At 45.0% G+C, this 25,809-nt stretch carries 9 protein-coding genes; 3 read left to right on the forward strand and 6 right to left on the reverse strand.

What is annotated here, in order from left to right:
- Positions 1–10 precede the first annotated feature (10 nt).
- On the reverse strand, positions 11–4,342 hold the full coding sequence (locus KI659_RS14895; protein WP_213946163.1) for a PAS domain S-box protein: 4,332 nt from the start codon (positions 4,340–4,342) through the stop codon (positions 11–13).
- Positions 4,343–4,497: 155 nt separating this feature from the next.
- Between KI659_RS14895 and KI659_RS14900 the strand changes: the two genes are divergently transcribed.
- Together KI659_RS14900 and KI659_RS14905 are read left to right on the forward strand one after the other, a co-directional pair.
- Positions 4,498–6,648 (forward strand): S9 family peptidase, encoded by a 2,151-nt coding sequence (locus KI659_RS14900; RefSeq protein WP_213946164.1) that lies wholly within the window; start codon positions 4,498–4,500, stop codon positions 6,646–6,648.
- Between the two features lie 621 nt (positions 6,649–7,269).
- Entirely contained in the window at positions 7,270–9,684 is a 2,415-nt protein-coding gene (locus tag KI659_RS14905; RefSeq protein ID WP_213946165.1) for a zinc-dependent metalloprotease, read from the forward strand.
- Positions 9,685–10,829: 1,145 nt separating this feature from the next.
- Here the strand turns inward: KI659_RS14905 and KI659_RS14910 are convergent.
- The 4 genes from KI659_RS14910 to KI659_RS14925 all read right to left on the reverse strand — a co-directional run bounded on the left by KI659_RS14910 (position 10,830) and on the right by KI659_RS14925 (position 24,057).
- Positions 10,830–11,246, reverse strand: coding sequence for a hypothetical protein (locus KI659_RS14910; protein WP_213946166.1), 417 nt, complete (start codon positions 11,244–11,246; stop codon positions 10,830–10,832).
- Positions 11,247–12,456: 1,210 nt separating this feature from the next.
- Positions 12,457–14,463 carry a DUF7507 domain-containing protein gene (locus tag KI659_RS14915; RefSeq protein ID WP_213946167.1) on the reverse strand — a complete coding sequence of 669 codons (2,007 nt, stop codon included), beginning with the start codon at positions 14,461–14,463 and terminating at the stop codon, positions 12,457–12,459.
- An 86-nt stretch (positions 14,464–14,549) separates the two neighbouring features.
- Entirely contained in the window at positions 14,550–19,961 is a 5,412-nt protein-coding gene (locus KI659_RS14920) for an Ig-like domain-containing protein (protein WP_213946168.1), read from the reverse strand.
- 262 nt (positions 19,962–20,223) lie between these two features.
- Positions 20,224–24,057 carry a T9SS type A sorting domain-containing protein gene (locus KI659_RS14925; protein ID WP_213946169.1) on the reverse strand — a complete coding sequence of 1,278 codons (3,834 nt, stop codon included), beginning with the start codon at positions 24,055–24,057 and terminating at the stop codon, positions 20,224–20,226.
- 484 nt (positions 24,058–24,541) lie between these two features.
- On the opposite strand from KI659_RS14925, the gene KI659_RS14930 reads away from it, so the two are divergent.
- Positions 24,542–25,141, forward strand: a complete 600-nt coding sequence (locus tag KI659_RS14930; RefSeq protein WP_213946170.1) for a TlpA family protein disulfide reductase — start codon at positions 24,542–24,544, stop codon at positions 25,139–25,141.
- A 97-nt stretch (positions 25,142–25,238) separates the two neighbouring features.
- Here KI659_RS14930 and KI659_RS14935 read toward each other — a convergent pair whose 3' ends face one another.
- On the reverse strand, positions 25,239–25,709 hold the full coding sequence (locus KI659_RS14935) for an MFS transporter (protein WP_246535434.1): 471 nt from the start codon (positions 25,707–25,709) through the stop codon (positions 25,239–25,241).
- Positions 25,710–25,809: the final 100 nt, after the last annotated feature.

Raw genomic sequence — 25,809 nt, forward strand, 5'->3', positions numbered from 1 at the left:
TACCTGAATTTTACTTCTGCAGGTATTTTATCATCCTGGCATATAGATTATCCGGGTTAAACGGCTTGGGAATGTAATCGTCCATGCCCACTTCATCCAACTGGTCCTTGACCTCGATGAGGCTGGAGGCCGTAAGGGCGATGATCGGAATGGTCCTTTTCTGCTCGTTGGGATGGCTTCTGACTACCTTGGCAACCTCAAATCCATCCATTTCGGGCATCTGCAGGTCAAGCAAAATAAGGTTGAAGTCTCCCGCCTCAAAAAGCTTCAAGGCCTCCACCCCGTCATTGGCAAACTCCACATGCCCGGCCTCCCATTTGGTGAGAAACTTGCGGATCATGATCTGGTTGACCAAGTTGTCCTCGGCTACCAATATCCTGGCCTGGGTTAGATTCTTAACACTGGAATCCTGACTGTCCTTATGGACGATAGATTTCTTGATGTACTTGTTAAACTCAATGTCAAACATGAAAAGCGTACCCCTCCCTTTTTGGGACTGCACCACTATGCGGCTATCAAACAGCTCAACCAGTTTCTTGACAATGGCCAAGCCCAACCCCGTTCCACCAAACTTACGCGTAGTTTCGGTACTGGCCTGGGTAAAGGCCTCAAAGATGATATCCTTTTTATCCTCATCGATACCAATACCGGTATCTTCAAACATAAACCTTACCGTAACCTTGTCATCGGTTTCCCCTATGTTACTCAGGGAAATCTTCACATGGCCTTTTTCTGTAAACTTGATGGCGTTTGAAATCAGGTTGTTGATAATCTGACCCAACCGAACCGGGTCACCGTTGAGTATCTCAGGCACCCTGTTATCCACTTTGGCGATGATTTCAAGGGATTTTTCCCTGGCCTGGAAGGTATGGCTGTGCATCATGCGGTTAAGCACGTTTCTCGGCTCAAAATCCACGTGCTCCAGCTCGATTTTTCCGGACTCGATTTTACTGTAATCCAAAATATCATTAATCAGACCCAGCAGGTTTTCTGCCGAAAACTGCAGCGTCCTCAAGTTCTCCAGCTGGTCCTGCCTAGGATCCTCCTCTATCAGAAGGTGGGACATCCCAATCACGGCATTCATAGGCGTACGGATCTCGTGGCTCATGATACTTAGAAACTGCGACTTGACCATGGATGCCTGTTCGGCTTTTTCCTTGGCAATGTAAAGTTCACGCTGGGCTTCCTTGAGCTTTGAGATATCCCTGGCTATACCGGTGTAATATTTAAATTTGCCGTTCTGGTCTTTGATCACTTTTCCATTGGCAGAAAAGATTCGGTATTCCCCTTTCTTATGGACAAGCCTAAACTCCAAATATTGGTTGTCCTGGAAGAAAATATCATTTTCCTTCATCTTCTCCACAAAGACTTCGGTGTCCTCAGGGTGTAAAAACTTATTTAAGCTAGCCGACGTAACTTCATGAGGCTCATAGCCTAAAAACTGCTTGACATTGGGTGAGATATAGGTCAATTCCAAATCGGCACCGAGGGAGAAGATGATCTCGGTGGATTCCTCCACCAGGTTTCTGTACTTCTCCTCACTGCGCTGAAGATCCTGCTTCACACGGTATTCCTCCGTGATATCCCGCACTATGCCTAGGATATATTCCACCTCATCACCCGCAATAATCGGCTTGGCCGTAAGCTCGTAAACTCGGCTTAGCAGCGTGATGGTTTCCTGTACAGTTCGCCTCTTTTTGAGCGCAGCCTCCACTACCGGTTCTATCTTTTCCAAATTGGTGGTATGCACCTCATAGATTGTTTTTCCCTCAAATGTACCTGAATCCATCCCCCAATATTTGAAGTTTGGTCCTTCAGCCACAATGTATTTGAGGTTTTTATCTATCAGAAATACATTGGTAAAAGGGATGTTGGAAGCCAACACCCTATACCGCTTTTCGTTTCTTTCAATCTCCAGGCGGTGCTTTTTCCTTTCGGTAACATCCTGGAAAAGGCCTTCATGTAGAAGAATCTTGCCGTTTTTGTCATAGATCTCCCGAGTCCTGTCTTCCACCCATCTATAGGCCCCATCAGCTGTCCTGAAGCGGTATTCCCCCGAAAAAGAAGGAACCCCCGTATCCGTGGTGTTACTCTTATGGTAATGGAGCAACTCCTTGGCATCATCGGGGTGGATGAAATCTAGTATGGAAGTCTGATTTCGAACTACCTCTTCAGCATTGTACCCAAACTGGCTGATGTTATCCGTAATGAAATTAATCCTGAAATTCTCATTGGGATCCAGAGTAAACAGTACCGCAGGGCTGTTTTCAATGATCAGTCTGGATTTTTTGGCTATCTCCTCACTGTTTTTCTGGAAAGTAAGGTTTTTGGCCAAAAAGGAATACCCTATCGGCTTGCCCTCATCATCCTTAAAGGGATTAACGGCAAGCTCATGGGGTTCAAACCTCCCCTGCTTGGTTTCAATTTCCACCTCTCCCACCCAAGATCCATTTTCATCTACCTTTATCTTTAGCTCCTCCAGCTTTTTGCTGTTGGGAAGAATGACGCTGATCAATTGGGAAAGCGTGGTCTTATTTTCTTCAAAATCATCCGTGGAATAACCTTTATCCGCCGACTGATTCATATAGATTACCCTCAAGTTTTTGTCGGTCACAAAAATGGCGTCATTGACCTGGGCCAGGATCTGGGACTGCAACAAGAGGTTTTTCTCCGCATTTTTCTTGGAGGTGATGTCCCTGCAATAGCCGAAAATCTCCAACTCGGAATTGGTATAGTTTTCCTTTACCTGAATGGAATAAGTGATGTGTTTCAAACCTCCCCCCTTGGCAGTGATAGAAAACTCCCCGCTGGAGGACTCCCTATATTTCAGGGAACGCTTCACATTGGTAGTGATTTCCATCCTCACTTTGGGGCTCACCAGTTTGAAGAAATCGTTGATCTTGGCGTATTCCAGATTTTCGTCCAGCTCAAAGATATTGTTGAGGCCTTTGGAAAAATAGATCCGCTTTTTGGTGTTGCTGAACCTCCAGGAACCCGATTTGGCCAACAGCTCCGTGGAAGCCAATAGGTTTTCATTCCGCTCAAGCTTTACCTTGATAGAGCGGTTGATAAAGCTTCCGGCAAACACATCCCCCAACTGACGCAATACATACTCGTCATTGGCATGCCATTCCCGCCTTTCTTTTACGGCATCGAGCCCAAAGAAACCAATCAGCTGATGTTCGGAAAAAATAGGAATCACCATAAGGGATTTAATTCCCTGCTGCCGGTAGATTTCCTTTTCATACATATAGCGGTCACTCAATTTCTCAATATCAGGAATCACCGTAATGTCCCTTCTGAGTAGCCCTTGGATAATGATCTCCTCTTCAGAGTAAGGCAGCTCCTTTAAATACTCAATCTGGGGTTCCACCCCATCGGCCGTCCATTCATAGACGTTTTCAAGCACCTTCAGGTCCTGATGAACCAAGAAAATGTAGCTGCGGTCTGCTTTTTCAAACTTCCCAATTAAGCGCAAGGCTTCATTGAATACTTCGTCGAAGTTTTTGACATCCGAGTTTACAAACCGGGCAGAAATCCGGTTGATCAGTTGCTCTAGTTCGTACCGTTTCTTGAGCGACTTTTCCGATTTCTTGATGGCAGTGATGTCCCGGGCACTGAAAAGCAGGCCGTTGATCTCGGGATCATTGAGCAGGTTTTTGCCGAAGCTCTCCAAAAACAGGTTTTTCCCATCTTTGGTCTTGATCCAAAAATCTATTTCAATCTCCTTCTCACTGTCGTCCAGGTCTTCGAAATTCCCTTTTTCAATGGTGATAAAGCCGTTTTTGACCAGGTACATAAAGGATTTGCCGATCACCTCATGGAGGTCATAGCCCAATATCTGTACGGTGGCAGGGCTGATGTATCTGAAAATGCCATTTTTGTCCAAAATGGCAATCATATCGTGGCTGTTTCGCAGGATATTGTGGATAAGGCTCACCTCACTCCTTTTTACCTCTTCCGATTCCTGACTAAGGTGGTCGAAAAGAATCTCGGTGAAGGTCACCTTCTTGCGGCCCTTGGCCATGCAGAGCGGTTGCCCCTCCTTGGAAGGCATCTTTACAAACTCCCAGATATAGAATGATTTCTTCTCGGCCTGCTCCAGGGAATCTTTGGCCACCTGTGGAGAAGGCAAATTGCCCCCATTAAAAAAATTCTGAAGCTCTTCCACCAAGTTGGGTTCCTTAAAGAACTGTTCCCAGCTCTTTGGAAGGCTTTCAAAATGATTTTTAAAACTATTATTAAAATATATTACTTCACTCTCACTGAATATAAACAGAGGGTCATTTATTTTATCAAAATACTCTGCAATATCAATTGACTGAAAGATGCTGGATTCCACGCTATACACAATTTTTCCTACAAATAAACATTTCTGGGATTTGCACCCAGCTATTTGTTATACTTACTTTTTTTACCATTTATATAAAAATACGTGCTTAATAATAGCAATATTTTTTATATTCATTCCTATTCAACCCAACTTATCTAAGGACTATGATTAAAAAAAACAGTTTGATTTTCCTTCTCTTCCTTCAGCTAAGCCTATTATCGGCCTTGGCACAAGAGAAAAAACCTGTACAGATCAGTGACTTGACCAAGATCGTAAGTACTTCTGACCACAAGTTAACCCCGGATGGGAAGCACCTGATTTTTGTCAAAAACTTCATCGAACAGGAAAAGGAAAAATACCAATACAAAAGCCAGGTATTCATAGCCCCCATTGACAATCCCGACCGCGCCCGGCCCCTCACCAGCAGCGACAATTCCACCCGTAGCGCAGAACTATCACCCGATGGCAAAACATTGGCCTTTGTGAGATCCAAAGACGGCAAGGCCCAAATCTATCTCCTTTCACTGGAAGGTGGAGAGGCCCAAGTGCTTACTTCGGCCAAACACGGGGCTTCCTCCCCAAAATGGTCTCCCGATGGCAAGAAAATCCTTTTCAGCAGCACCCTGCCCATCTGGGAACTGGAGGGCGAACCCACATGGGAATACGAAAGACCGGGCAGAGAGTTTGGTGATGAACCACATTATGGCGCAATTAAGGATGGAAAAGCCAAAGAAGACGTTAAGCCGAATGTAGATGGCTCCTTGGAAGAAATGAGGGCTTATTTAGCCAAAAATGCCGCCGATAAGGACCCAAAGGTGATCACCAGACTTAATTTTCTCGGGGAAAAAGATTTAAGCCCCGACATGCAATTCAGCCACCTATCGGTAATTGACATCAACACCAAGGAAAGCCGCCAGTTAACCAATGGTTTCCAGAATTATTTCTCCGCTGACTGGGCTCCTGACGGCAATTTCCTGCTGGCCTCGTCGGTGAAATATGAGGATCACCCAGATGAGACCATGCACACGGATGTGTACAGAATACCCCTAGATGGCGGCTCCCCAACGCAGGTTTTGCATATAGAGGACCACAGGGTTGGAAATCCATCCTTCTCCCCTGATGGGGAATGGGTGTTGGTGTCCGGTCAGGACATCACGGAACCAAGTTACAATTTGGGCATGCTGGGCATAATGAAGCCAGATGGCTCACAGTTCCGCTGGATCACCGAAGACCTGGACAGAAGCGTTTATTCCGGCAAATGGTCCAAAGACGGGCAACACATTTATTATACCGCTCCAAATATTGGAGGCGTGACACTTTTCAGAACCTCCATAGAGGGAGGCAGCACTACCCCATTGATCGAAGGGCCAGTAGGCGTTCAAAGTTTTGACATCGACAGTGACAGGCTGGTATATGCCTTGACCCAAATAGAGAACCCTAGTGAAATCTATCTAGCGGATCTGGATGCTGGAAATGCCCAAAAATTCTCCTCATTCAACGACAGCTGGTTGGCAGAGCGCAAAATTTCAAAGCCTACCGCCCATCAAATAAGTCAGGATGGCTTTGAGATCGATTATTGGGTAATGGAGCCGGTGGACCGCAGAGAGGGGGAAAAATACCCTACGGTGCTGCAGATGCACGGGGGACCTTCGGCCATGTGGGGACCGGGTGAGTTTTCCATGTGGCATGAATACCAGACCATGACCGCCAGAGGTTACGGCGTGGTATATGCCAATCCAAGAGGTTCGGGAGGTTATGGAAGGGCATTCCAAAAAGGCAATTTCCAGGATTGGGGAGACGGCCCGGCAAGTGATGTGCTAGGCTCTTTGGATGATGCCCAGAGCCGCTACGACTGGATCGACGGTGATCAGTTGTTTTTGACAGGAGGAAGCTATGCCGGTTACCTTACTGCTTGGATTGTAGGCCATGACCACAGGTTTAAGGCTGCATTTGCCCAAAGAGGGGTTTACGAACTCACTTTCTTTTTGGGAGAAGGAAACGCCTGGAGATTGGTCCCCAACCACTTTGGCTACCCCTGGGAAGAAGGCGTGAAGGAGATTCTGGATTACAATTCCCCTCAAACCTATGTGGACCAGATCCAAACTCCTCTGCTGATCAAGCACGGGGACGTGGATTACAGAACCGGAGTCAGACAAAGTGAGCTACTTTACAAAAGCCTCAAGATCCTCGGCAAGCCTGTGGAGTATGTGCGCTACCCTGGCGAGGGCCACGAGCTTTCCCGCTCCGGAGACATCAACCGCCGTATCGACCGCATCGCCCGCATCATCGAATTCTTTGAGAGGTACAGAGATTAATTAACTAGCCACAAAGGCCCCAAGGCACTAAGAAAAATACTTATTATATAAGCTAGCCACAAAGGCCCGAAGGCGCAAAGAAGTTCATGTTGAAGACATTCTCAACCCAAACATTACTTTGAGTCTTAGCGCCTTTGTAGCTAGATTAGATGGGCCACAAAGGCCCCAAGGCGCTAAGAAAATAATTAGTATATAAGCTAGCCACAAAGATGCAGAGGCGCAAAGAAGTTCATGTTGAAGACATTCTCAACCCAAACATTACTTTGAGTCTTAGCGCCTTTGTAGCTAGATTAGATGGGCCACAAAGGCCCCAAGGCGCTAAGAAAATAATTAGTATATAAGCTAGCCACAAAGATGCAGAGGCGCAAAGAAGTTCATGTTGAAGACATTCTCAACCCAAACATTACTTTGAGTCTTAGCGCCTTTGTAGCTAGATTAGATGGGCCACAAAGGCCCCAAGGCGCTAAGAAAATAATTAGTATATAAGCTAGCCACAAAGATGCAGAGGCGCAAAGAAGTTCATGTTGAAGACATTCTCAACCCAAACATTTCTTTGAGTCTTAGCGCCTTTGTAGCTAGATTAGATTACATAAAACCACAATTCATACCTAAGCTTCGACCATGAAAATACATTTACTTTTATTGTTTCCCCTATTAATTCTAACCCATTTATCCTTTTCCCTGAAATCTTCTGAAGGCTTTATCAATATGCAAACCGATGAGGACAAGGGTAAGATCTTTTTAGAGATAGACGATCTGGAAAAGGAGTTTCTATACGTCAACTCCCTCCCGGCCGGGATAGGCTCCAACGACCTGGGCATGGACCGCGGACAGCTGGGCAATACCCGGGTAGTGGAATTCCGCAAAGCGGGGAACAAAATACTATTGGTGCACAAAAACCTTGACTTCCGAGCTGAAAGCGATAATGAGGATGAACGAAAAGCGGTACAGGATGCCTTTGCCGAATCGGTGCTTTGGGGTTTTGAAATTCAGGAAAACAGTGATGGAAAATATAAAGTCGACGCCACCTCCTTTTTTCTTCAAGACGCCCACCAGATAGCCGAAAAGCTAGGCAACCAAAATCAGGGGACCTACAAACTGGAATCCTCCCGCAGTGCGCTCAATTTTGAAAATACCAAAAACTTCCCCCAAAACACCGAGGTGGAGGCTTACATCACCGTAACCGGCACGCCAAAGGGAAGCCACATCAGGTCGGTAACCCCTTCGCCAGAAGCAGTAACAGTAAGGCAGCGACACTCCTTTATCGAACTTCCCGATGAGAATTATAAACCGAGAAAGTTTGATCCCCGAGCTGGTTACTTCAGCATCAGCTACATGGATTTTGCCACCCCAATCAACCAATCCACTGAGAAACGCTTTATCTCCCGCCACCGGCTGGAGAAGAAAAACCCCGAGCAGGAACGGTCGGAAGCTGTTGAACCCATCATTTATTACCTAGATAGAGGCACTCCCGAACCTATCCGGTCCGCATTGATTGAAGGAGGAAATTGGTGGAATGATGCCTTTGAGGCAGCCGGTTTTCAGAATGCCTTCCGCGTGGAATTGCTCCCTGAGGGTGCTGATCCAATGGATGTGAGATACAACATGATCCAATGGGTTCACCGATCCACTAGGGGCTGGTCATATGGAGCGTCTGTACGCGACCCCCGAACCGGGGAGATCATCAAGGGCCATGTTACTTTGGGGAGTCTGCGAGTACGGCAGGATTACCTGATCGCTCAGGGGCTGCTCCAGCCATTTGAACAGGGAGCTGAATACGACAGCGGCATGCTTCATATGGCATTGGACCGCCTGCGCCAGCTTTCGGCCCACGAGATCGGCCACACCTTGGGCCTGTCCCATAATTATGCGGCTTCGCCAAATATGAGTTCGGTGATGGACTACCCTTACCCCCAGATAGACATGGAATCAAATGGCAAAATCGATCTTAGCAATGCCTACGATCAAGCTATAGGCAACTGGGACAAGGTGGCGATTAGGTATGGCTATGCACAATTTGGGGAAGGAAAAGATGAGGAAATAGAATTGGATAAGATTCTTATCGATGCCGCTGAGGAGGGTTTGGAATTCATAGCCGACATGGACGCCAGACATCCGGGAGGCAGCCATCCCCGCGCCCACCTGTGGGACAACCAAGAGAATCCAGCAGAGGAACTAAGCCGGTTGCTGACCATCCGCAAGCGCAAACTTGAGGATTTTGGCCTGAACGCCCTGCAAGAAGGCCGTCCTGTGGCAAGTTTGGAAGAAGTGCTGGTGCCACTTTACCTCATGCACCGATATCAGATTGAGGCCGCCAGCAAGCTGCTGGGAGGCGTGGACTATACCTATCAGGTAAAAGGAGACAACCAAAAATCCCAGAGCAGAGTGGAAGGCAGCATGCAGCGCCAGGCACTGGATGCACTGCTGGCCACCCTTTCCCCGGAACACCTGGTGCTTCCTGGGCATATCGCGGATTTGATTCCCCCCCGGCCTATGGGCTTTGGGAGAAGCAGGGAGACCTTTTCATCCAGAAACGCACTTAATTTTGACCCCGCCGCCCCTGCGGAAAATGTGGCCAAAATGACCTTGGGCTTCCTTTTTCATCCCGCCAGGGCTAACAGGCTTTACCAGCAGCACCTGAGTGACAATTCCCTTCCCTCCTTTCAGGAAACGGTGGACAAGTTGACCAACCAGTTTTTTGAAAGCGGAAAAGAAGGCTGGGCACAGGAAATCAACATGATAAATTCAAGGATTTTGGTGGAGGAGTTGATTTCCCTGGCCAAAAGTTCGGAGGCCTCAGCATCCGTACGGGCCATCACGCGCAAGAAGCTGGAGGATTTGTACAGTGGGGAATATAAATCAAGGCAGATTACCAAGAGGCAAGGAGGCAGCAATTATGCCCAGGAAGCCCATGACAACTATCTGGCCAGCCACATCCACCATTTCCTCTCCCAACCCGAGGAGCTCACCCCCACCAAACCCCTCGACATCCCCGCCGGCGCCCCAATTGGGCAGGATGACATATTCTGCTGGTAGTTTAGAAGTCTGCTTGCCGGCAAAGGCAGGATTATTTCCCGATCATCCCTGCTGAAATAGGTTGAAGGGTTGAATGGATTAATGGATTAACGTAAGGTACCCCAGCTCCCTAATCCATTAATCAGTCCAGAAGGGACTATGGCGAAGCTATTCCCTTCTGGACGGTGAACCGTTAAACCCACCCGTAAAAAGGTTGAAGGGTTGAATGGATTAATGGATTAACGTAAGGTACTCCAGCTCCCTAATCCATTAATCAGTCCAGAAGGGAATATGGCGAAGCTATTCCCTTCTGGACGGTGAACCGTTAAACCCACCCGTAAAAAGGTTGAAGGGTTGAATGGATTAATGGATTAACGTCAGGTACTCCAGCTCCCTAATCCATTAATCAGTCCAGAAGGGACTATGGCGAAGCTATTCCCTTCTGGACGTTGATCCTTTAAACCAACCCGTGAAAAGGTTGAAGGGTTGAATAGATTAAGGAATTAACGTAAGGTACTCCAGCTCCCTAATCCATTAATCAGTCCAGAAGGGACTATGGCGAAGCTATTCCCTTCTGGACGTTGAACCTTTAAACCAACCCGTGAAAAGGTTGAAGGGTTGAATAGATTAAGGAATTAACGTAAGGTACTTCCGCTCCCAAATCCATTAATCAGTCCAGAAGGGAATCCAGCGCAGCTATTCCCTTCTGGACGTTAAACCCTTCAACCAACTCCTGAAAAGGTTGAAGGGTTGAAAGGATTAAGGGATTAAGGTAAGGTACTCCAGCTCCTTAATCCATTAATCAGTCCAGAAGGGACTCCAGCGCAGCTATTCCCTACTGGACGTTAAACCCTTCAACCACCTCCTGAAATGGTTGAAGGGTTGAAAGGATTAAGGGAGTAAGGTAAGGTACTCCAGCTCCTTAATCCATTAATCAGTCCAGAAGGGAATCTAGCGCAGCTATTCCCTCCTGGATCTTTAACCTTTAAACCAGCTCGTGCCCTTCGTCTTTGCTCAGGGACCAAGACGGTCGAAAAAGAGAATGAAGTACACTAAAACGTTGCGGCCGTTGCGATTCCCGTTGCGTGAAACCATTCGTGGCTTCGCTGTTTCTAAACCCCTAAACCAGGCCGCAGGCCGACTAAACTCCTAAACCACACGACGTGTCACTTCCATATACCAGCCCCACGGATCGGCGTGACTGGCCTGGGTGTTCCAAGTATGAAAACCGAAAAATCCCCTCTTTGTATGAAATGGATAAAGTTGACATCACCTACCCTTCTCAGGAGATTTTCAGGTCTATATTCCTGTCGGTAAAGGTCCCTGTAATAAGCCATCACATATTGCTGTATGGGCACACTGTCCGGCATCGTCCTTTCCTCATACCATGGTTCTTTCGTACCTTGCACTTCCGTCTTCGTACCTCGTACCTCGTACTTCGTACTTCTTGACTCCCATTGTTCCTGTATCCTCTTATTTGCCAAACTGATCTCCTCGAGCTCCCTTCTCACATCATTCTGCTGTCCCATCGCATCAAAAACAGCCATCCACATCACCACAAACACCACAACAAAAGCCTTCATCACAATCAGAATATTTTAATTATAACAATCTGATTATCAGTAAGGTTTAGAGTGTTGATTTAGAGGCTTGCCGGCCGGCAATGGCAGGGTTATTTCCCGATAACCGCTTCGCGAATCTATGAATAGGTTGATGGGGTGGATGGATTAATGGATTAACGTAAGGTACTCCAGCTCCTTAATCCATTAATCAGTCCAGAAGGGAACCCAGCGCAGCTATTCCCTTCTGGACCTTAAACCTTTAAACCAACCCGTGATAAGGTTGAAGGGTTGAAAGGATTAAGGGATTAAGGTTAGGTACTCCAGCTCCTTAATCCATTAATCAGTCACCGCTGGGAATACAGCGCAGCTATTCCCTTCTGGACGTTGAACCTTTAAACCAACCCGTGATAAGGTTGAAGGGTTGAAAGGATTAAGGGATTAAGGTTAGGTACTCCAGCTCCTTAATCCATTAATCAGTCACCGCTGGGAATACAGCGCAGCTATTCCCTTCTGGACGTTGAACCTTTAAACCAACCCGTGATAAGGTTGAAGGGTTGAAAGGATTAAGGGATTAAGGTTAGGTACTCCAGCTCCTTAATCCATTAATCAGTCACCGCTGGGAATACAGCGCAGCTATTCCCTTCTGGACGTTGAACCTTTAAACCAACCCGTGATAAGGTTGAAGGGTTGAAAGGATTAAGGGATTAAGGTTAGGTACTCCAGCTCCTTAATCCATTAATCAGTCACCGCTGGGAATACAGCGCAGCTATTCCCTTCTGGACGTTGAACCTTTAAACCAACCCGTGATAAGGTTGAAGGGTTGAAAGGATTAAGGGATTAAGGTTAGGTACTCCAGCTCCTTAATCCATTAATCAGTCACCGCTGGGAATACAGCGCAGCTATTCCCTTCTGGACGTTGAACCTTTAAACCAACCCGTGATAAGGTTGAAGGGTTGAAAGGATTAAGGGATTAAGGTTAGGTACTCCAGCTCCTTAATCCATTAATCAGTCACCGCTGGGAATACAGCGTAACTACGCCCAGTGGAATAATAACCATTTTAACCAACCTGTGCTCAAGGACCGGGGCGAGGGGAAGAAGAGATTAACCACACTAAACGTCGCGGCCTTTGCGATTTTCTTAGCGCCGCTGCGTGATCCAAACCCTCATCTTCGCCACTTCGCGGTTTCTAAACCCCTAAACCAGGCCGCAGGCCGACTAAACCACCATATATCATCGCTTTATCATCCTCCTATGAAACACCATCCCATCAGCCTGCAATTGATAAAGATAGAGCCCCGGTTTCAAATCCATTCCGTCCAGCATTACCTCGTGTTCGCCAGCCTTCAGCGGGCCATCCAGCAGGACCATGATCTCTTCGCCGGTCACGCTGTACACCGCCAACCTGGCCTTCATCTCCTTGGGCAGGTTTACCTTAATGGTGGTTGCCCTACTAAAGGGATTCGGGTAGTTCTGGGTTAAGATGTTGAGGTGCCTGAATTCCGGGTAGACCCCGGTCACCGGATCATTCGCGGCCAGTCTGTAATTCCCAGCATTGATTGGCAATACATTGCCTGTGGCAGCAAGCAGGACAATATTGTCGAAGTTCACCTCATACTCTTCAGAATCCTCAGCTTCAATGGGAATGTTAAACAGTATCCCCTCGCCTTGAGGTAACGGTTTCCCATCCTTGGAGGTGATCTTTACCCTGACAACATTGTCCAGCACTCTACTATTGGGAGCCCCATTCTCTTCTACCGTCAATTGGTGGGTATCCCTAAGGGGAATCGGCAGCTCTACCTTACTCCAGTCGATGGCAAAGCCGGGTTTAATCACCAGATCAAAGGCCAGAGAAAGCACCTCTTCCTCCCACTCAAACTTAAACTGTATGGCCGAAGGAGTATTTCCCTCCCTGATGATAACAGGCTCTATTTTGCGTGGCAAAGCGTCATCTTCCTGGATCTTTAAGGTGACCTCCTTATGAAGGGAAACCTCATTTCCCGTGACATCAGAAGTAAAAAAGTCAAAGTCGATTTTGCTGTTCAAGATGTCATTTTCTGTGACTGTATACTGGTATGCAAACTCAGAGATTTCAAAAGGATTAATTCTGCGAGCAAAATATAACTCCCTTTGGGATTTCCTCTCAGAGCCTCTCAGGTTACCAATAATAAAGTTTTCCAAATTAACCGCTTCAATTTTGACATCTATTTTTTCCCCTACCCTAGTGTAAGTATCCTGCATAAAGCCTTTCAATTCCCAGTTTCCAGGCCCATATACAACCTTGGCCCTATGTTTTACAATTACCTCAGGGGTTACTGTACTATTGGTATAAAATTCAATATCTCCTTCAAAATCCATGTTTACCGCCCTCGGGAAAAACTTCATAGGCCATTCCCCTTTCTCTCCGGGGGCCATAATTAAAACTAGGGAATTGGAGACTGAAGAAAAGTTATTGCTAAAAGTCTTTTTTCCCCAAACCCTTAAAGTATCTGTTCCCGGATTATGAAAATCTATATGGATCAAAGTATCCACATATTTATAATAGACATTCCCCAAATCAATCAACTCCGGCACGGAAACCATCGCACCAGGTTTAAACCGCCAGAGTTCTTCATGAAAAAATTGAAACCCATTCTCAGTAGTCCCCACAACCGTTAAGTGGATACTATTTCTCTCTATATCCTCCTGGGTTACCGTATAGGGTATATACAGGCTCAACTTCTTTCCTGGTTCAATAGGCCCAATATCACCATCATAACCTGTATGCTCCTCCCTGATTGTAAAACTTTCAATGGCAATGTCACCTGTATTTTCAACTTCCACCTCAAAAGTAAGCTCCTCTCCTACATACCCAAAGCTTTTTTTGCCCAGTAGGATAATAGATACTTTTTGTTCAAAATCCAGGATCCTTCCTTCAATATATACTCTAAACCCATTATCAAATCCTATCTCTCCTTTAAATTCCCCAACATTTTCAGGGACAAAACTCATTCTAAGATATGTAGTCTCACCTGGTGAAAGGGTCAAAGGAAAATCATCCAAAATCCTTAGACTGGGGAGCCCTATCTCCCACAATGCATCAAAAATGAGATCATCCTCACCAGAATTGCTTAATTCAACCTGGAATTCAGCAGTTTGCCATACCACCCGATCACCCAAATCAACAAAAGAGCTACCCTTCGCAAAACTGAACAGTAAAACCAGGACCTGCAGGATCCCCAAAAGCAAAAACTTTTTCATTTTATATGTAATTGATTCTAATAAAAAAAATCCTCCCTGTAGGGGCGAAAAATTTTTCGTCCCTACAGGGAGGATCCCATCCCACTCTATCTCTTCTGTATCTTCTTAATGGCAACCTTGTCCTGCGTTCTGATCCTCAGAATGTACAGGCCATTTGGCAGATTGGCCAATGAGAGGTTGAGCATCAGTTTTTCGCTGTCCTTGTCAATGAGCTGCTGCAGCAACACCTTGCCGGCCGGATTCATCACCTCGATCATGGTGGTGCCCTGCTGCAGGTAGTTGACCTCTATGTTCAGCTCACCTGTTGTCGGGTTGGGATAGGTTCTCACTTTGTTGGACACGTTCTCCAGCATGGAAACCCCGGTCACTGAGGATACCCTAAAATTGATAAAGGCGGTCTGGGTTTTGTATTTACCGAATTCGGCTTCAATTCCTGCAGTGATGATGCCCTCATAGGACACCTCAGGGACAATCTCATTCTCTTCCACAACGTAGTGTTCACCCGGAAGGATATTAATGGCTAGAAACTCCAGCTGCTCTTCCGGTATTTCCACATCGAAAGTTAAATCCTCTGGTCTAATTTTGAGATTTGATCCTGTAAAAATTATTTCAGGATGCCTAACTGCAGAAATTTCAGGAAATACCATATCGAGGATTGTTATTTCCCATAAATAGTCTGGACTCCTATAATCACTTGACTCCAAGAAAATTGGAATGGTAAGATTTCCTGTAAAGTTTACTTCAGGAATGATGGTACTTTCTTTTATCCGGAAATTTTCCCCTTTTAAAATATTTAAGCTGAAATATAAATACTCATCTTCGGAAAGGTTTAAATCCATCTCCACATCTTTTAAAGCTACCGTAACACTGTCGTTTTGGTTAAGCAATTTTGGCAGGGATACCCTTATAATTCGGGGCTTTGGTGTTGCTTTCCCTCCAAGGTAAAAGTCTACATTATAGACGTTGCTTTCCCGCCCACCATTTACGAGACTGATGCCCACCTTAATGCTTCCCTTAAAGTTTCTTGCTGGAACAATTGTATCTCCTTGGACTGAATAATAAGCACCGGGATGCACTTTTACCACAAAATCCTGATAATCCTTATCTAGTACTTTCTCCAAAATCAGGTCATCAAAAGTGGGTGTAATTCTTTCATTCAGGTATCGGTCCGTTTCCATAAGAGTCCCTTTTATCACTGGAATATCAAAATCCCTCACCAATACAGTATGGGTGTAAAGGATTCCTTCAATGCCCCCGCTGTCCACTCTGAAAACTACTTTTAAATTTCCCTGATAACTTTTATCTAAGATTAAAACACCATCTATAACTGTATAATTTTCTCCTTCCTCAATTACGATCCTCAAGTCCTGAAAACCTTCTTCTTCCGGTCCTACATTAAGATCCAGGTCCTGAAGGTTTATCTCCATATATCCATCCATTGCTATAACCTCGGGAAGTCGTTGATGAAGTACCTGTACCCTCTTGACAGCCTCCACATAAAGCTCTACCAAATAGCTTTTACTCTCTGCCTCTCCATCGTTTACTTGCACATCAAAACTTATCTTACCGGAAAAATCCCTATCAGTTCTTATACTTCCCTCCTCTATGGTATAGCCTATTTCGTTGCCCGTAATTTGGTAAGTGAAACCTTCTGGGAACTGTTTAAACATATCTACAACCTCCAAAAGATCACCCATAAAAATGGTTTCGTCCTGGCTATGAATACCTGAGCTATTTATTCCAATGATACGAGGCGGGATATGGGTACCCTTTATTATTGAAAAACCGTAGCTAGGCTGGTTATCTACCTCAGTAAACCTTCCTGATATCCCCCAAAATCCATTACCTAGCATGCTGAACCTGAAAATAGGCCCGTTTATTTCTGACTGTTGAGGCAAAACAGACCCTAAGGTGTCTGTTCTGGCTATATTATCGAAATGAAAATTGTTTAGGCTTGTAAAATTTCCACCCCACAATAATGTGGAATCTGCTAGTAGCTGCACATCATTCACAAGATTGCTTTTATGAGAAAAATCCCCATCCGTTACCTTTCCAAGACTATCGAGTACAAAACTCTTAAAACGGTCATCATGCCAATGGTGCTTATTGGGCCCTCCCACAAGCAGCGTTTTTCCTCCTGGTAAGGCAGTGATAGCCCTGATCGAATAATTTGTACTGCTTCTGAAAACCGAATCCTGAACCAACTCTCCGTCAAGGTAAAAGACTTTCAGGTAAAAATTATCCTCCTTATCAAAAGAGGAAGTATAAAGTTTACCCGCAGAAATTTCCATTGTGTGTATTTGGCGAATATCCTTAAAGTGATCAGAAAGATTAAAATCCGTATCAATGGAATTATCCTGGCGAATTTTGATTACGTGATATTGTGGATCCTTATTTACGGTTCTAAAATTGCCCCCTAATAATAAATCTCCCCCTTCCAAAGGTAATATTTTCCTTACTCCCGAACTCACAATAGTAGTCGTAAGTTTACCTCTAAAATCATGAATTAAATCACCTTTTTCATTCAACTTATTTAGAAAATCAGCCGAAGTCCATGGAAGGTTCAAGCCAACATAAATTTCCCCATCCTCATTTACATGCAGATCGTTTATTTGGTTTCGGCCTTCAACTTGGTAATTTGAAGCAAAGTTTTTATCGACTTCACCATTTGATTGGAACCTAACTAGATTATTCGTGAAATGCCCATTAACTTTTGAAAAAACGCCCCCTACCACTAGCCTACCTCGATTATCTATCCGCGAAACATTAGTGTAACCCGGCCTTAAAATTTCAGGGTTAAAGCCTTTTACCACCTGATGTTGGGCATCGACTTTAGCCAACCCAAAAGATCTATGATTGTCAAGTCCACTAAAAGTTCCATATAAAAGGCAACCTCCTTCCGGTAAAGAAATAGGTTTTACTTCATACATCCCCTCACTTCTTTGACTTCTCGTCACTACCATAGGGCTAAAGGATAACTGTTGGTCACCTTGTACGGTGTATTTCCGTAAGGTAATTTCACTACCTACTCTGTCAAGAATAAAAAGTTCCCCATTTTCGGATGGTGCATAATCAAATAGACTATTGCTGGAACTAAAAACTGGATTTGTATAGGTGGGATCAATTGAACCGTCAGGGTTAAACCTAACCAATTGGTTTTCCCCGGAATGGTACCTTACATATAAAGTGAATTTATGGTCTGGCCACACAACAATATTATGTTCAGGTGAAACAGAACTAAAACGTATGGAACTAAAAGTTGGGTCAAATTTGCCATCTGGTAATAATCGAACTGGCTCCTTGGAAAATGTACCATTTTCATGAACATGAAGTAAGGCAAGAATTTTATCACCCTGAACTGCCAGCTGGGTAAATGTGGACTCGTTTTTCTCCACTCGAAAACCATTGACCTTTTCGCCACTGGGATCATACATATGTAGCTGAGGTCCAAACCGCTCTGCATGCCTAGCAACAATGTTTCCAGAGGGAAGAATTACAAAATCCATAATTTGACTTTCAAGTGAAATCACGAATGAAGCATCTAATCTTCCATCATTGAAAAGCCGGAAAAGTGTTTGACCTTGGCCGATAATAGAATTATGGAGCACATATATCAAACCGTCTGGGCCTTTTTCTATTTTCTTTACTCTGGTGAGGGGAACCCAGTCATATTGAAAACTGTGATCAAGCGTTCCATCTGGGTGAAACCGCACCAAGCCCTTCACTTCCTGACCATCAACCTCAATGAATTCTCCAGCCACCAGGAGCCTACCGTCCCTCTGGGCAAATGTTGCATGGACAATTCCATAGTCATAAAATCTAGGTGCAAAACCTGGATGGAATACCCGGAAATCAATGTCTCCTCCAGTATAACCTTCTTCCCCATCCCCCTTCTCGGAACCTTTTTCTTCTTCATCACTGCCTGGTTCATCGTCACCTTTTTCCTCCTGAGGTTTAAATGGTAAAAGGTAGAGCGCTTCTGTAGACTTACCGTTTTTATCGATAATTACTACCCGGATCTCAACTGCCTCTTCTTCTATATCATCTTGGGTAATTACATGGTCAATTGACCACCCCTTTTCTTCCTTTTTGACAGTTGTGGAGAAGGATGACAAATAAGCTTCTATTTGAATTATTTCGATAGGATAATCTATGGCAATTTCAAACCTGATCTCTTCCCCTACCTCACTAAAAAAAGAACGATCTGGGGTTATTTCTATATTGGGGAGGGGCCTAAGCATTATTTCTTTGTAAACAGTGTTTTCCTCCCCATTCGGACCATTGGTTTCAACCTCAAATAAAATGCTTCCTTTGCTAATATCACTTGGGGTAACGGTATAGCTGAAACTTCTAATTACCGAACTTCTTGAGCGTATTTGTCCAATGTGTATGGATTTTCCGGTATACCTCTCCAGTCCCCTAATTTCAGTACCGTAATCACCCGTATTTACTATTTCTACAGTGACCTCTAAATCATCCCCTTCGTGTAAAAAATATTCTTTATCAATACTAATGTAGGTTTCCCATTCACTAGGTCCATACCTTACTTGGGCAACAAAGTCCACCTCGAGTTCAGGCTCGTTAACACTGTTATTTTTAATTGTCAGTTTCTGACTAAAATCGCCTGGACCATCTGCGAAAAAATTAAAGCTTACAGATCCAAATTTGCCTGGAGGCACTACCATAGGAAAGGTATTTGTGTTATCCAAGCCAAGAAACCGAAAGTCTACACCGCTTATAACCAAATCCTCTGATCCCGTATTCTGAATTAAAATATGATACCGATAATACTCCATCACTAAAAGCTCCTTCATTTCATCAGCTTCTACTAAAGTGATAACCGGTCCAGGTTGGAAAATCAGATTTTCATACCTCTGGAATGCGTGTCCGTTATCAGTTAATCCGGTAAAGATTAGCGTTATATCGCTACTGTCAATATCTTTCTTGGTGACGACATAGGTAAATTTATGTGAAGCCACCTCTCCGACTCCTATCTTTCCCATCTTAAAATTCAAAGCTGAATGGTCTTCCCTCACTGTAAATTCCTTTATCTCCACCTCACCGGTATTTTCAACTATAAATTCTAACTGAAGTTCCTCCCCTTCAAAACCAAAGGTCTTAGCTCCCTGCAATTTCATGGAAACCTCGGGATGATTTTCCACGATAGTCCCAAAGACGTAAAGCCTAAACCCGTTTTCAAATGTAATCTGCCCATTGAATGGCCCTAGTTGCTCTGGAACAAAACTAAACTCAATATATGCTGAGTCACCAGGTGATAAGGTCAATGGCAAGTCCGTCAGAACTTTTAGTTGTGGAAAATCACGTGTTTCCCTCAATGCAAAGACAAGGTCATCCTCACCTTCATTAAACAATAAAGCTTGAAAATTGGCGGTTTCCTCTACTGATAATTTCCCCAAATCTGTGTGGGAATTTCCTATGGCAAAAGTAAACTGTAAAACCAGGACCTGCAGGATCCCCAAAAGCAAAAACTTTTTCATTTTAAAAGAAATAAATGTTATTCATTGAAAAACCTTCCAGGTATTGTGGATTTGATAGACCTGGAAGGTTTCCATCATTAAGCCGTTGTGCGAATGTCTCCGACTTCGCACCCCCGAGGTTTAGAGTCTCCGACTCGAGAAATAGTTAAAAGTAAGTGGTAAAAAGTAGGAGGAAAGTGTCACACCTATTTCTTCCCAATTTTCACTTCTCACTAAAAAACCTTCCAGGTCTCATGGATTTGATAGACCTGAAAGGTTTCCATTATTTCTTCTGAACCTTCTTAATGGCAACCTTGTCCTGCGTCCTGATTCTCAGAATGTACAGGCCATTTGGGAGATTGGCCAAGGAGAGGTTGAGCATCAGTTTTTCGCTGTCCTTATCGATCAGCTGCTGCAGCAGCACCTTGCCGGCCGGATTCATCACCTCGATCATGGTGGTGCCCTGCTGCAGGTAGTTGACCTCTATGTTCAGCTCACCTGTTGTCGGGTTGGGATAGGTTCTCACTTTGTTGGACACGTTCTCCAGCATGGAAATGCCTGTCACTGCCGAAACCCTGAAGTTGATATAGGCGGTCTGGGTGTTGTATTTGCCAAACTCTGCCTCAAGGCCCACGGTGATCATACCCTCGTAATTCTTCTCAGGGATGATATCCTCTTCCTCAACTTCGTAATGCTCGCCGGGAAGAATGTTAATCTTCAAAAACTCCATTTGATCTGCCGGGATATCTTCATCAAACTCCAAATCCTCTGCTTTGATCCGAAGGTTCTGGCCCGGAGGGATTACCTTTTCGTGCTTCACTTCCGCAATCTTTGGAATTACCAGATCAAGCACGGTGACCTCCCAGAGGTAAACATTGCTGATGTAATCCGGAGCGGTAAGGAATATCGGTATGGTCATCTTTCCGGTAAAGGCCCTCACCGGGGAAATGCTCTGTCCATTTATCCGGAAGTTTTCCCCCTCACTGATATTTACCTTATAATACTCCTTCTCCTGTTCCGTAAGTCCTATACTCAACACCAGATCCTCCAAAGTCAGGATCAGGCTATCATTCAGGTTGATCACCCTTGGCAAGGCTACTCTGGTGATTTGAGGCCGTGGAAGTTCCAAGGCACCCATGTTGAATTCAGCTATATATACATTGGTTTCCTCTTCTCCTTTGACCAGACTGATGCCTACCTTAACGGTTCCCTTAAAATGGTCTGAAGGAACAATGGTATCCCCTTCAATAATATAATTGGCTCCTGCATGAAGTTTTAGCACAAAACCTTGGAGGTTCATTTCTGGGTTTTCTTCGAAAACAAGCTCCCCAATGGTCACCCCTATCTTTTCATTCAAATAGCGGTCAGATGTCAAGGTTGTCCCTACTATCACAGGCATTTCAAAGTCCCTTACCAACAGATTATGGATATAAGGCAATCCTTCTACACTGCCAAAATCCACCCTGAAGGTTACTTTGAGTTCACCCAAATAATCGGTGTCAGGTATGATTTTACCATCAACTACAGTATAATGCTCACCTTCCTCGATCACGATCAGAAGATCTTTGTACCCCTCATCTTCTGGGTCAAGGTTCAGTTCCAGGTCCTCCAACTTGATTTCCAGATACCCGTTTTTGGCAATCATCTCAGGAAGGCTGGTCCCCAACACTTGAATCTTGGTATAGCTTTCCACTTGGAGCTCCACCGCAAAAATATTGCTGTCCCTTTCCCCGTCGTTGACCTGCACCTCAAATGTCAGAGGGCCCACATAACCCTTTTCGGTAGTGATACTTCCCTCCCCAATGCTGTAGCCGACTTCATTGCCCAAGATTTTGAAAGTATATCCTGAAGGAAAACTGTTGTCCATATCGATGACCTCCAAAAGGTCCCCAAGGTCAATGGTTTCATTTTGGCCAAAAATGCCCGGTCCCTTAATCCCAATGATTCTTGGGGAAATGCGCGGCCCTCGTAGGATTGCAAAGCCAAATCTGGGCTGTTTATTGGCTTCCGTGAATGTACCGGACAAGGCCAGAAAACCATTTTCCAAATAATTGATGGTTTCAATCGGTCCATTGAGCTCGGTATCCACCGCCTTGATCATCCCCTCCATGTCAGTTCTGGCAATATATGGGGTGTTGAAATTGTTGAAAGAAGAAAAGGTTCCTCCCCACAATAGCGTTGAATCCAGCAGCACCTGTACGTCATTCACCATAAAGCGTCTATGCGAAAAATTACCCTCAGTTATGTTTCCAAGGCTGTCCAGTACAAAATTCCTGAAGCTGTCATTTTCACTGAATTGGCGGTTGGGTCCTCCGGAAATAAGTGTTTTACCTCCCGGCAAGGCCGTGATCGCCCTGACGGAATAATTGGCGCTTTCCTGGAAAACCGAATCCCGGACAAACTCGCCATCTAGGCCAAACACCTTCAAATGGTAATTGTCGTCTCTGTCAAAAGAGGAGGTGTAAAGCTGCCCGTTTGAGATGCCCATGGTGTAAAGCCTTGTCATATTGCTGAAGTGGGGCGTCACGTTAAAGTCCTGATCAAAGGAATGGTCCCTGTTGAATTTGACCAGATGGTATTGGGGCTTCAGGTTGTTTTTATCGGCCATAAAGTTTCCGCCAACCAAAAATCCTCCGTCTTCCAAAGGCAGAATTTTCCGGACTCCATCGCCCAAGGACAGCACCATAAATTTCTCCTTGAAATCATCCATCAACACTCCCTGATCGTTGAGTTGGTGGAGAAAATCCGCTGAGGTCCAAGGAACTTCCAGACCCACATAAACCTCATTTTCCTCAGTTACAAATATATCGGTAACCGCATTCTTCCGCTGCTTGAGGTAATTTGCAGTAAAAGTGACGTCCACTTCACCGGTTCTCTTAAACCTTGTCAAACTGTTGGCAAAATGCCCGTTGACCTTCACAAAATCCCCCCCGACCAGAAGTCTTCCCTGATGGTCCATTTTGGCCACTTGTGTAGAACCTGCTTTTAAAAGTTCCGGATTGAAGTTCTCCACAATCCTGTTGAACAGGTCAATTTTGGTAATTCCGAAAGAATTATGATCGGCAATTTTGCTGAAGGCTCCATACACCAACAGTCCCCCGTCAGGCAAAGCCAGGGGGATGATGCCCTGTTCGGACTCGCTTCTTTCCTCGGAACTCAACGTCATACCGGGAAAGGAAAACTGCTGCCCCCCCTGGTTGCTGAGTTTGCGCAGAGTGACATCCCTGAATTCCTCCCTGTCGAGGATAAAAAGTTCTCCGTTTTGAGCCGGTGAATATTTCAGGATGTCATAATTTGAGCCGAAAACGGGATTGGCATAGGTGGGGTCCAACTCCCCATCAGGCATAAACCTGGCAAGCTGCCTCTGTTCTGAAGAGATGAATCCGTATAGGGTGAATTTGTTGTCCGGCCATACCACTATCTGATGGTATTGCGGAACGGTACTGTAGCGGGTTGGCGAATCAAAAGTTGGGTCAAACTTGCCGTCGGGCATAAGCCTGATAAGCTTATAGCTGGACGGACCTTCCTCAAAAGAAGGGATAAGCGCAAGGATTTTCTCCCCCTGCACCGCAAGGTGGGTGAAGTCAACAGTGTTACTTTCCACCTGGAAATCCTCAACCTTTTTCCCTTGCGCATCATACATATGAAGCAAGGGCCCATGGCGTTGGAAATGTCGGGTTACAAGGTTTCCGGAAGGTAGGATGGCAAATTCCATGATCTCCGTATCGAGGGAGATTTCAAAGGAGGAGTCCACTGACCCATCCTCAAAAAGCCGGAAAAGCGTCTGCCCCTTTCCTACCCTGCTGCCATTGAGAACATAGATTTTGTTGTCGGGGCCGATTTCCATCCTCCGCACCATGGTAATGGGCGCCCAGTCGAAATTAAAGCTTGGGTCCAGCGAACCGTCAGGGTTAAGCCTGACCAATCCGGACACTTCCTTCCCATCGATTTCGATAAAATTACCTGCTACAATGATTTTGCCGTCGGGCTGGGCCAGGGCTTGCTCTGCTTTGGCATAATCATAAAACTTGGGCGCAAAATTGGCGTCAAAGACATGTTGTGAAAAAGCTGAAAAGGCAAAAAGGAAGGCAATACAAAACAGTAGAGTTTTTTTCATAGAAATAAGTTAAATGGACACTAATTGAATTATTCCTGTACCTGCTAACCTATCCTATTACCCAAACCTCTGAAGTACTGGTTTTTATTTGGGTCCTAATTAAAACTAAATCCCCAATATTTACAAGCTTTCAGACCCTATAAATTAAAACAATATTTTGCAAATCATATTTGTATCCATAAAATACATTTAGATGCATGAGATTGCAGAATATTAAAATGGTAGATGGGTTAGAGGGCTGGCCGCGGTTACTAAACCCCTAAACCAGACCGCAGGCCGAATAACCTCCTAAACTACGTAGGTTAGAAGTTTATTCCTTGATCATCCCTGCGGGGATAGGGAGGTTTAGGAGTTTAGAGCAAACCACGCCATCACCACCCTGCGGCTTCCCTTACCATTAAACTAATAATTCTTTGCGCTTCTTTATTTTCATTGCGGTGGCTACCACAATCTGTCTTTGCTCCGCAAAACTAAAACATCTATATTGAAAAGATTATTTAGGTATCAACCCACTGATTTTTACAAGATTCACATGACCAAACCTTATACCTTTCCAGCCGCTTTCATCATAATATTTCTGGCTTTTGCCTTACCAGATGCGAGCCTATATAAAGCTGATTCCCCTGCCAATGTCAGAAAAGCCATCAGCGATATGATTGATGAAGACATTAAGGAGGATGAAATATTGATCGTTAACTTTTGGGGAACCTGGTGCCAGCCCTGTATAGGGGAAATCCCGGATCTCAACCAGATAGTGGAAGACTACCAAAATGAAAAAGTAAGGTTTATCGCTTTCTCCGATGAACACCCTGATAAATTGGGCATGTTCAACTTTAGAAACTATAACAATAAGCGCCCGGACCTGATCTTCAATTACGAGCAGGTCTTCGGCAACCTCGAAGTAAACCGATACATCAAATCCTTTGAAACAAACAAAAAAGGCAGGGCAGTACCCTTCCACCTCTTGATCAAATCCGACGGAACCCTAGGCAAAGTACTCCCAGGTGCCTCCACCTCTTACAACAGGATCATTCGGGAATTTATTGATGGGAAACTGGATAACATATCCGTTGCTACCCACTAGCCCCCACCCCCCTAATCGTTTTCGCCGCTTCGCGGTTTCTAAACCCCTAAACCAGGCCGCAGGGCGAATACCCAATCCAGAAGGTGTAGCCCGTCAGTTATGCAAGTTCCTCTTCCAGTACTTTTCCCTTCGTTTCAGGAAAATATTTAATCACAAATCCAAATTGAAGTATCATGGCCACTGCAAAAAAGCCAAATGCTATCGTGCCTCCACCTGGCATTACAGCGATGATAGGAAAAGACCAAGTCATCACTGCCGCCCAAAACCAATGGACAAATGTGCCAAAAGACTGCCCTGATGCCCGTACTTTATTGGGGAAAACCTCAGAGATGAATACCCATATCACCGCCCCCTGAGAGAAGGCAAAACTGGCAATAAAAACCAACAAGGGTATCAATATCCCAACATCTCCCTTTCCATGCTGGAAAAGATATGCGGTGGTGATCAAGCTGACGATCATTCCAATGGACCCGATACCCATCAGCCTCTTACGGCCTATCTTATCTATCAAACTCATGGCAAGAAGAGTAAAAACCATGTTTATCAACCCAACTGATGCAGCCTGCAAGAAAGCAGTGTCTGTAGCCAGTCCCGACATTTCAAATATTTTCGTTCATTTGTTTATGGTTTAATGTTTGATCGGATGCCGATCGTACTTCGTCCTTCGT

It is taken from the genome of Litoribacter ruber (assembly GCF_018449405.1).
GTDB classification, from domain to species: domain Bacteria; phylum Bacteroidota; class Bacteroidia; order Cytophagales; family Cyclobacteriaceae; genus Litoribacter; species Litoribacter ruber.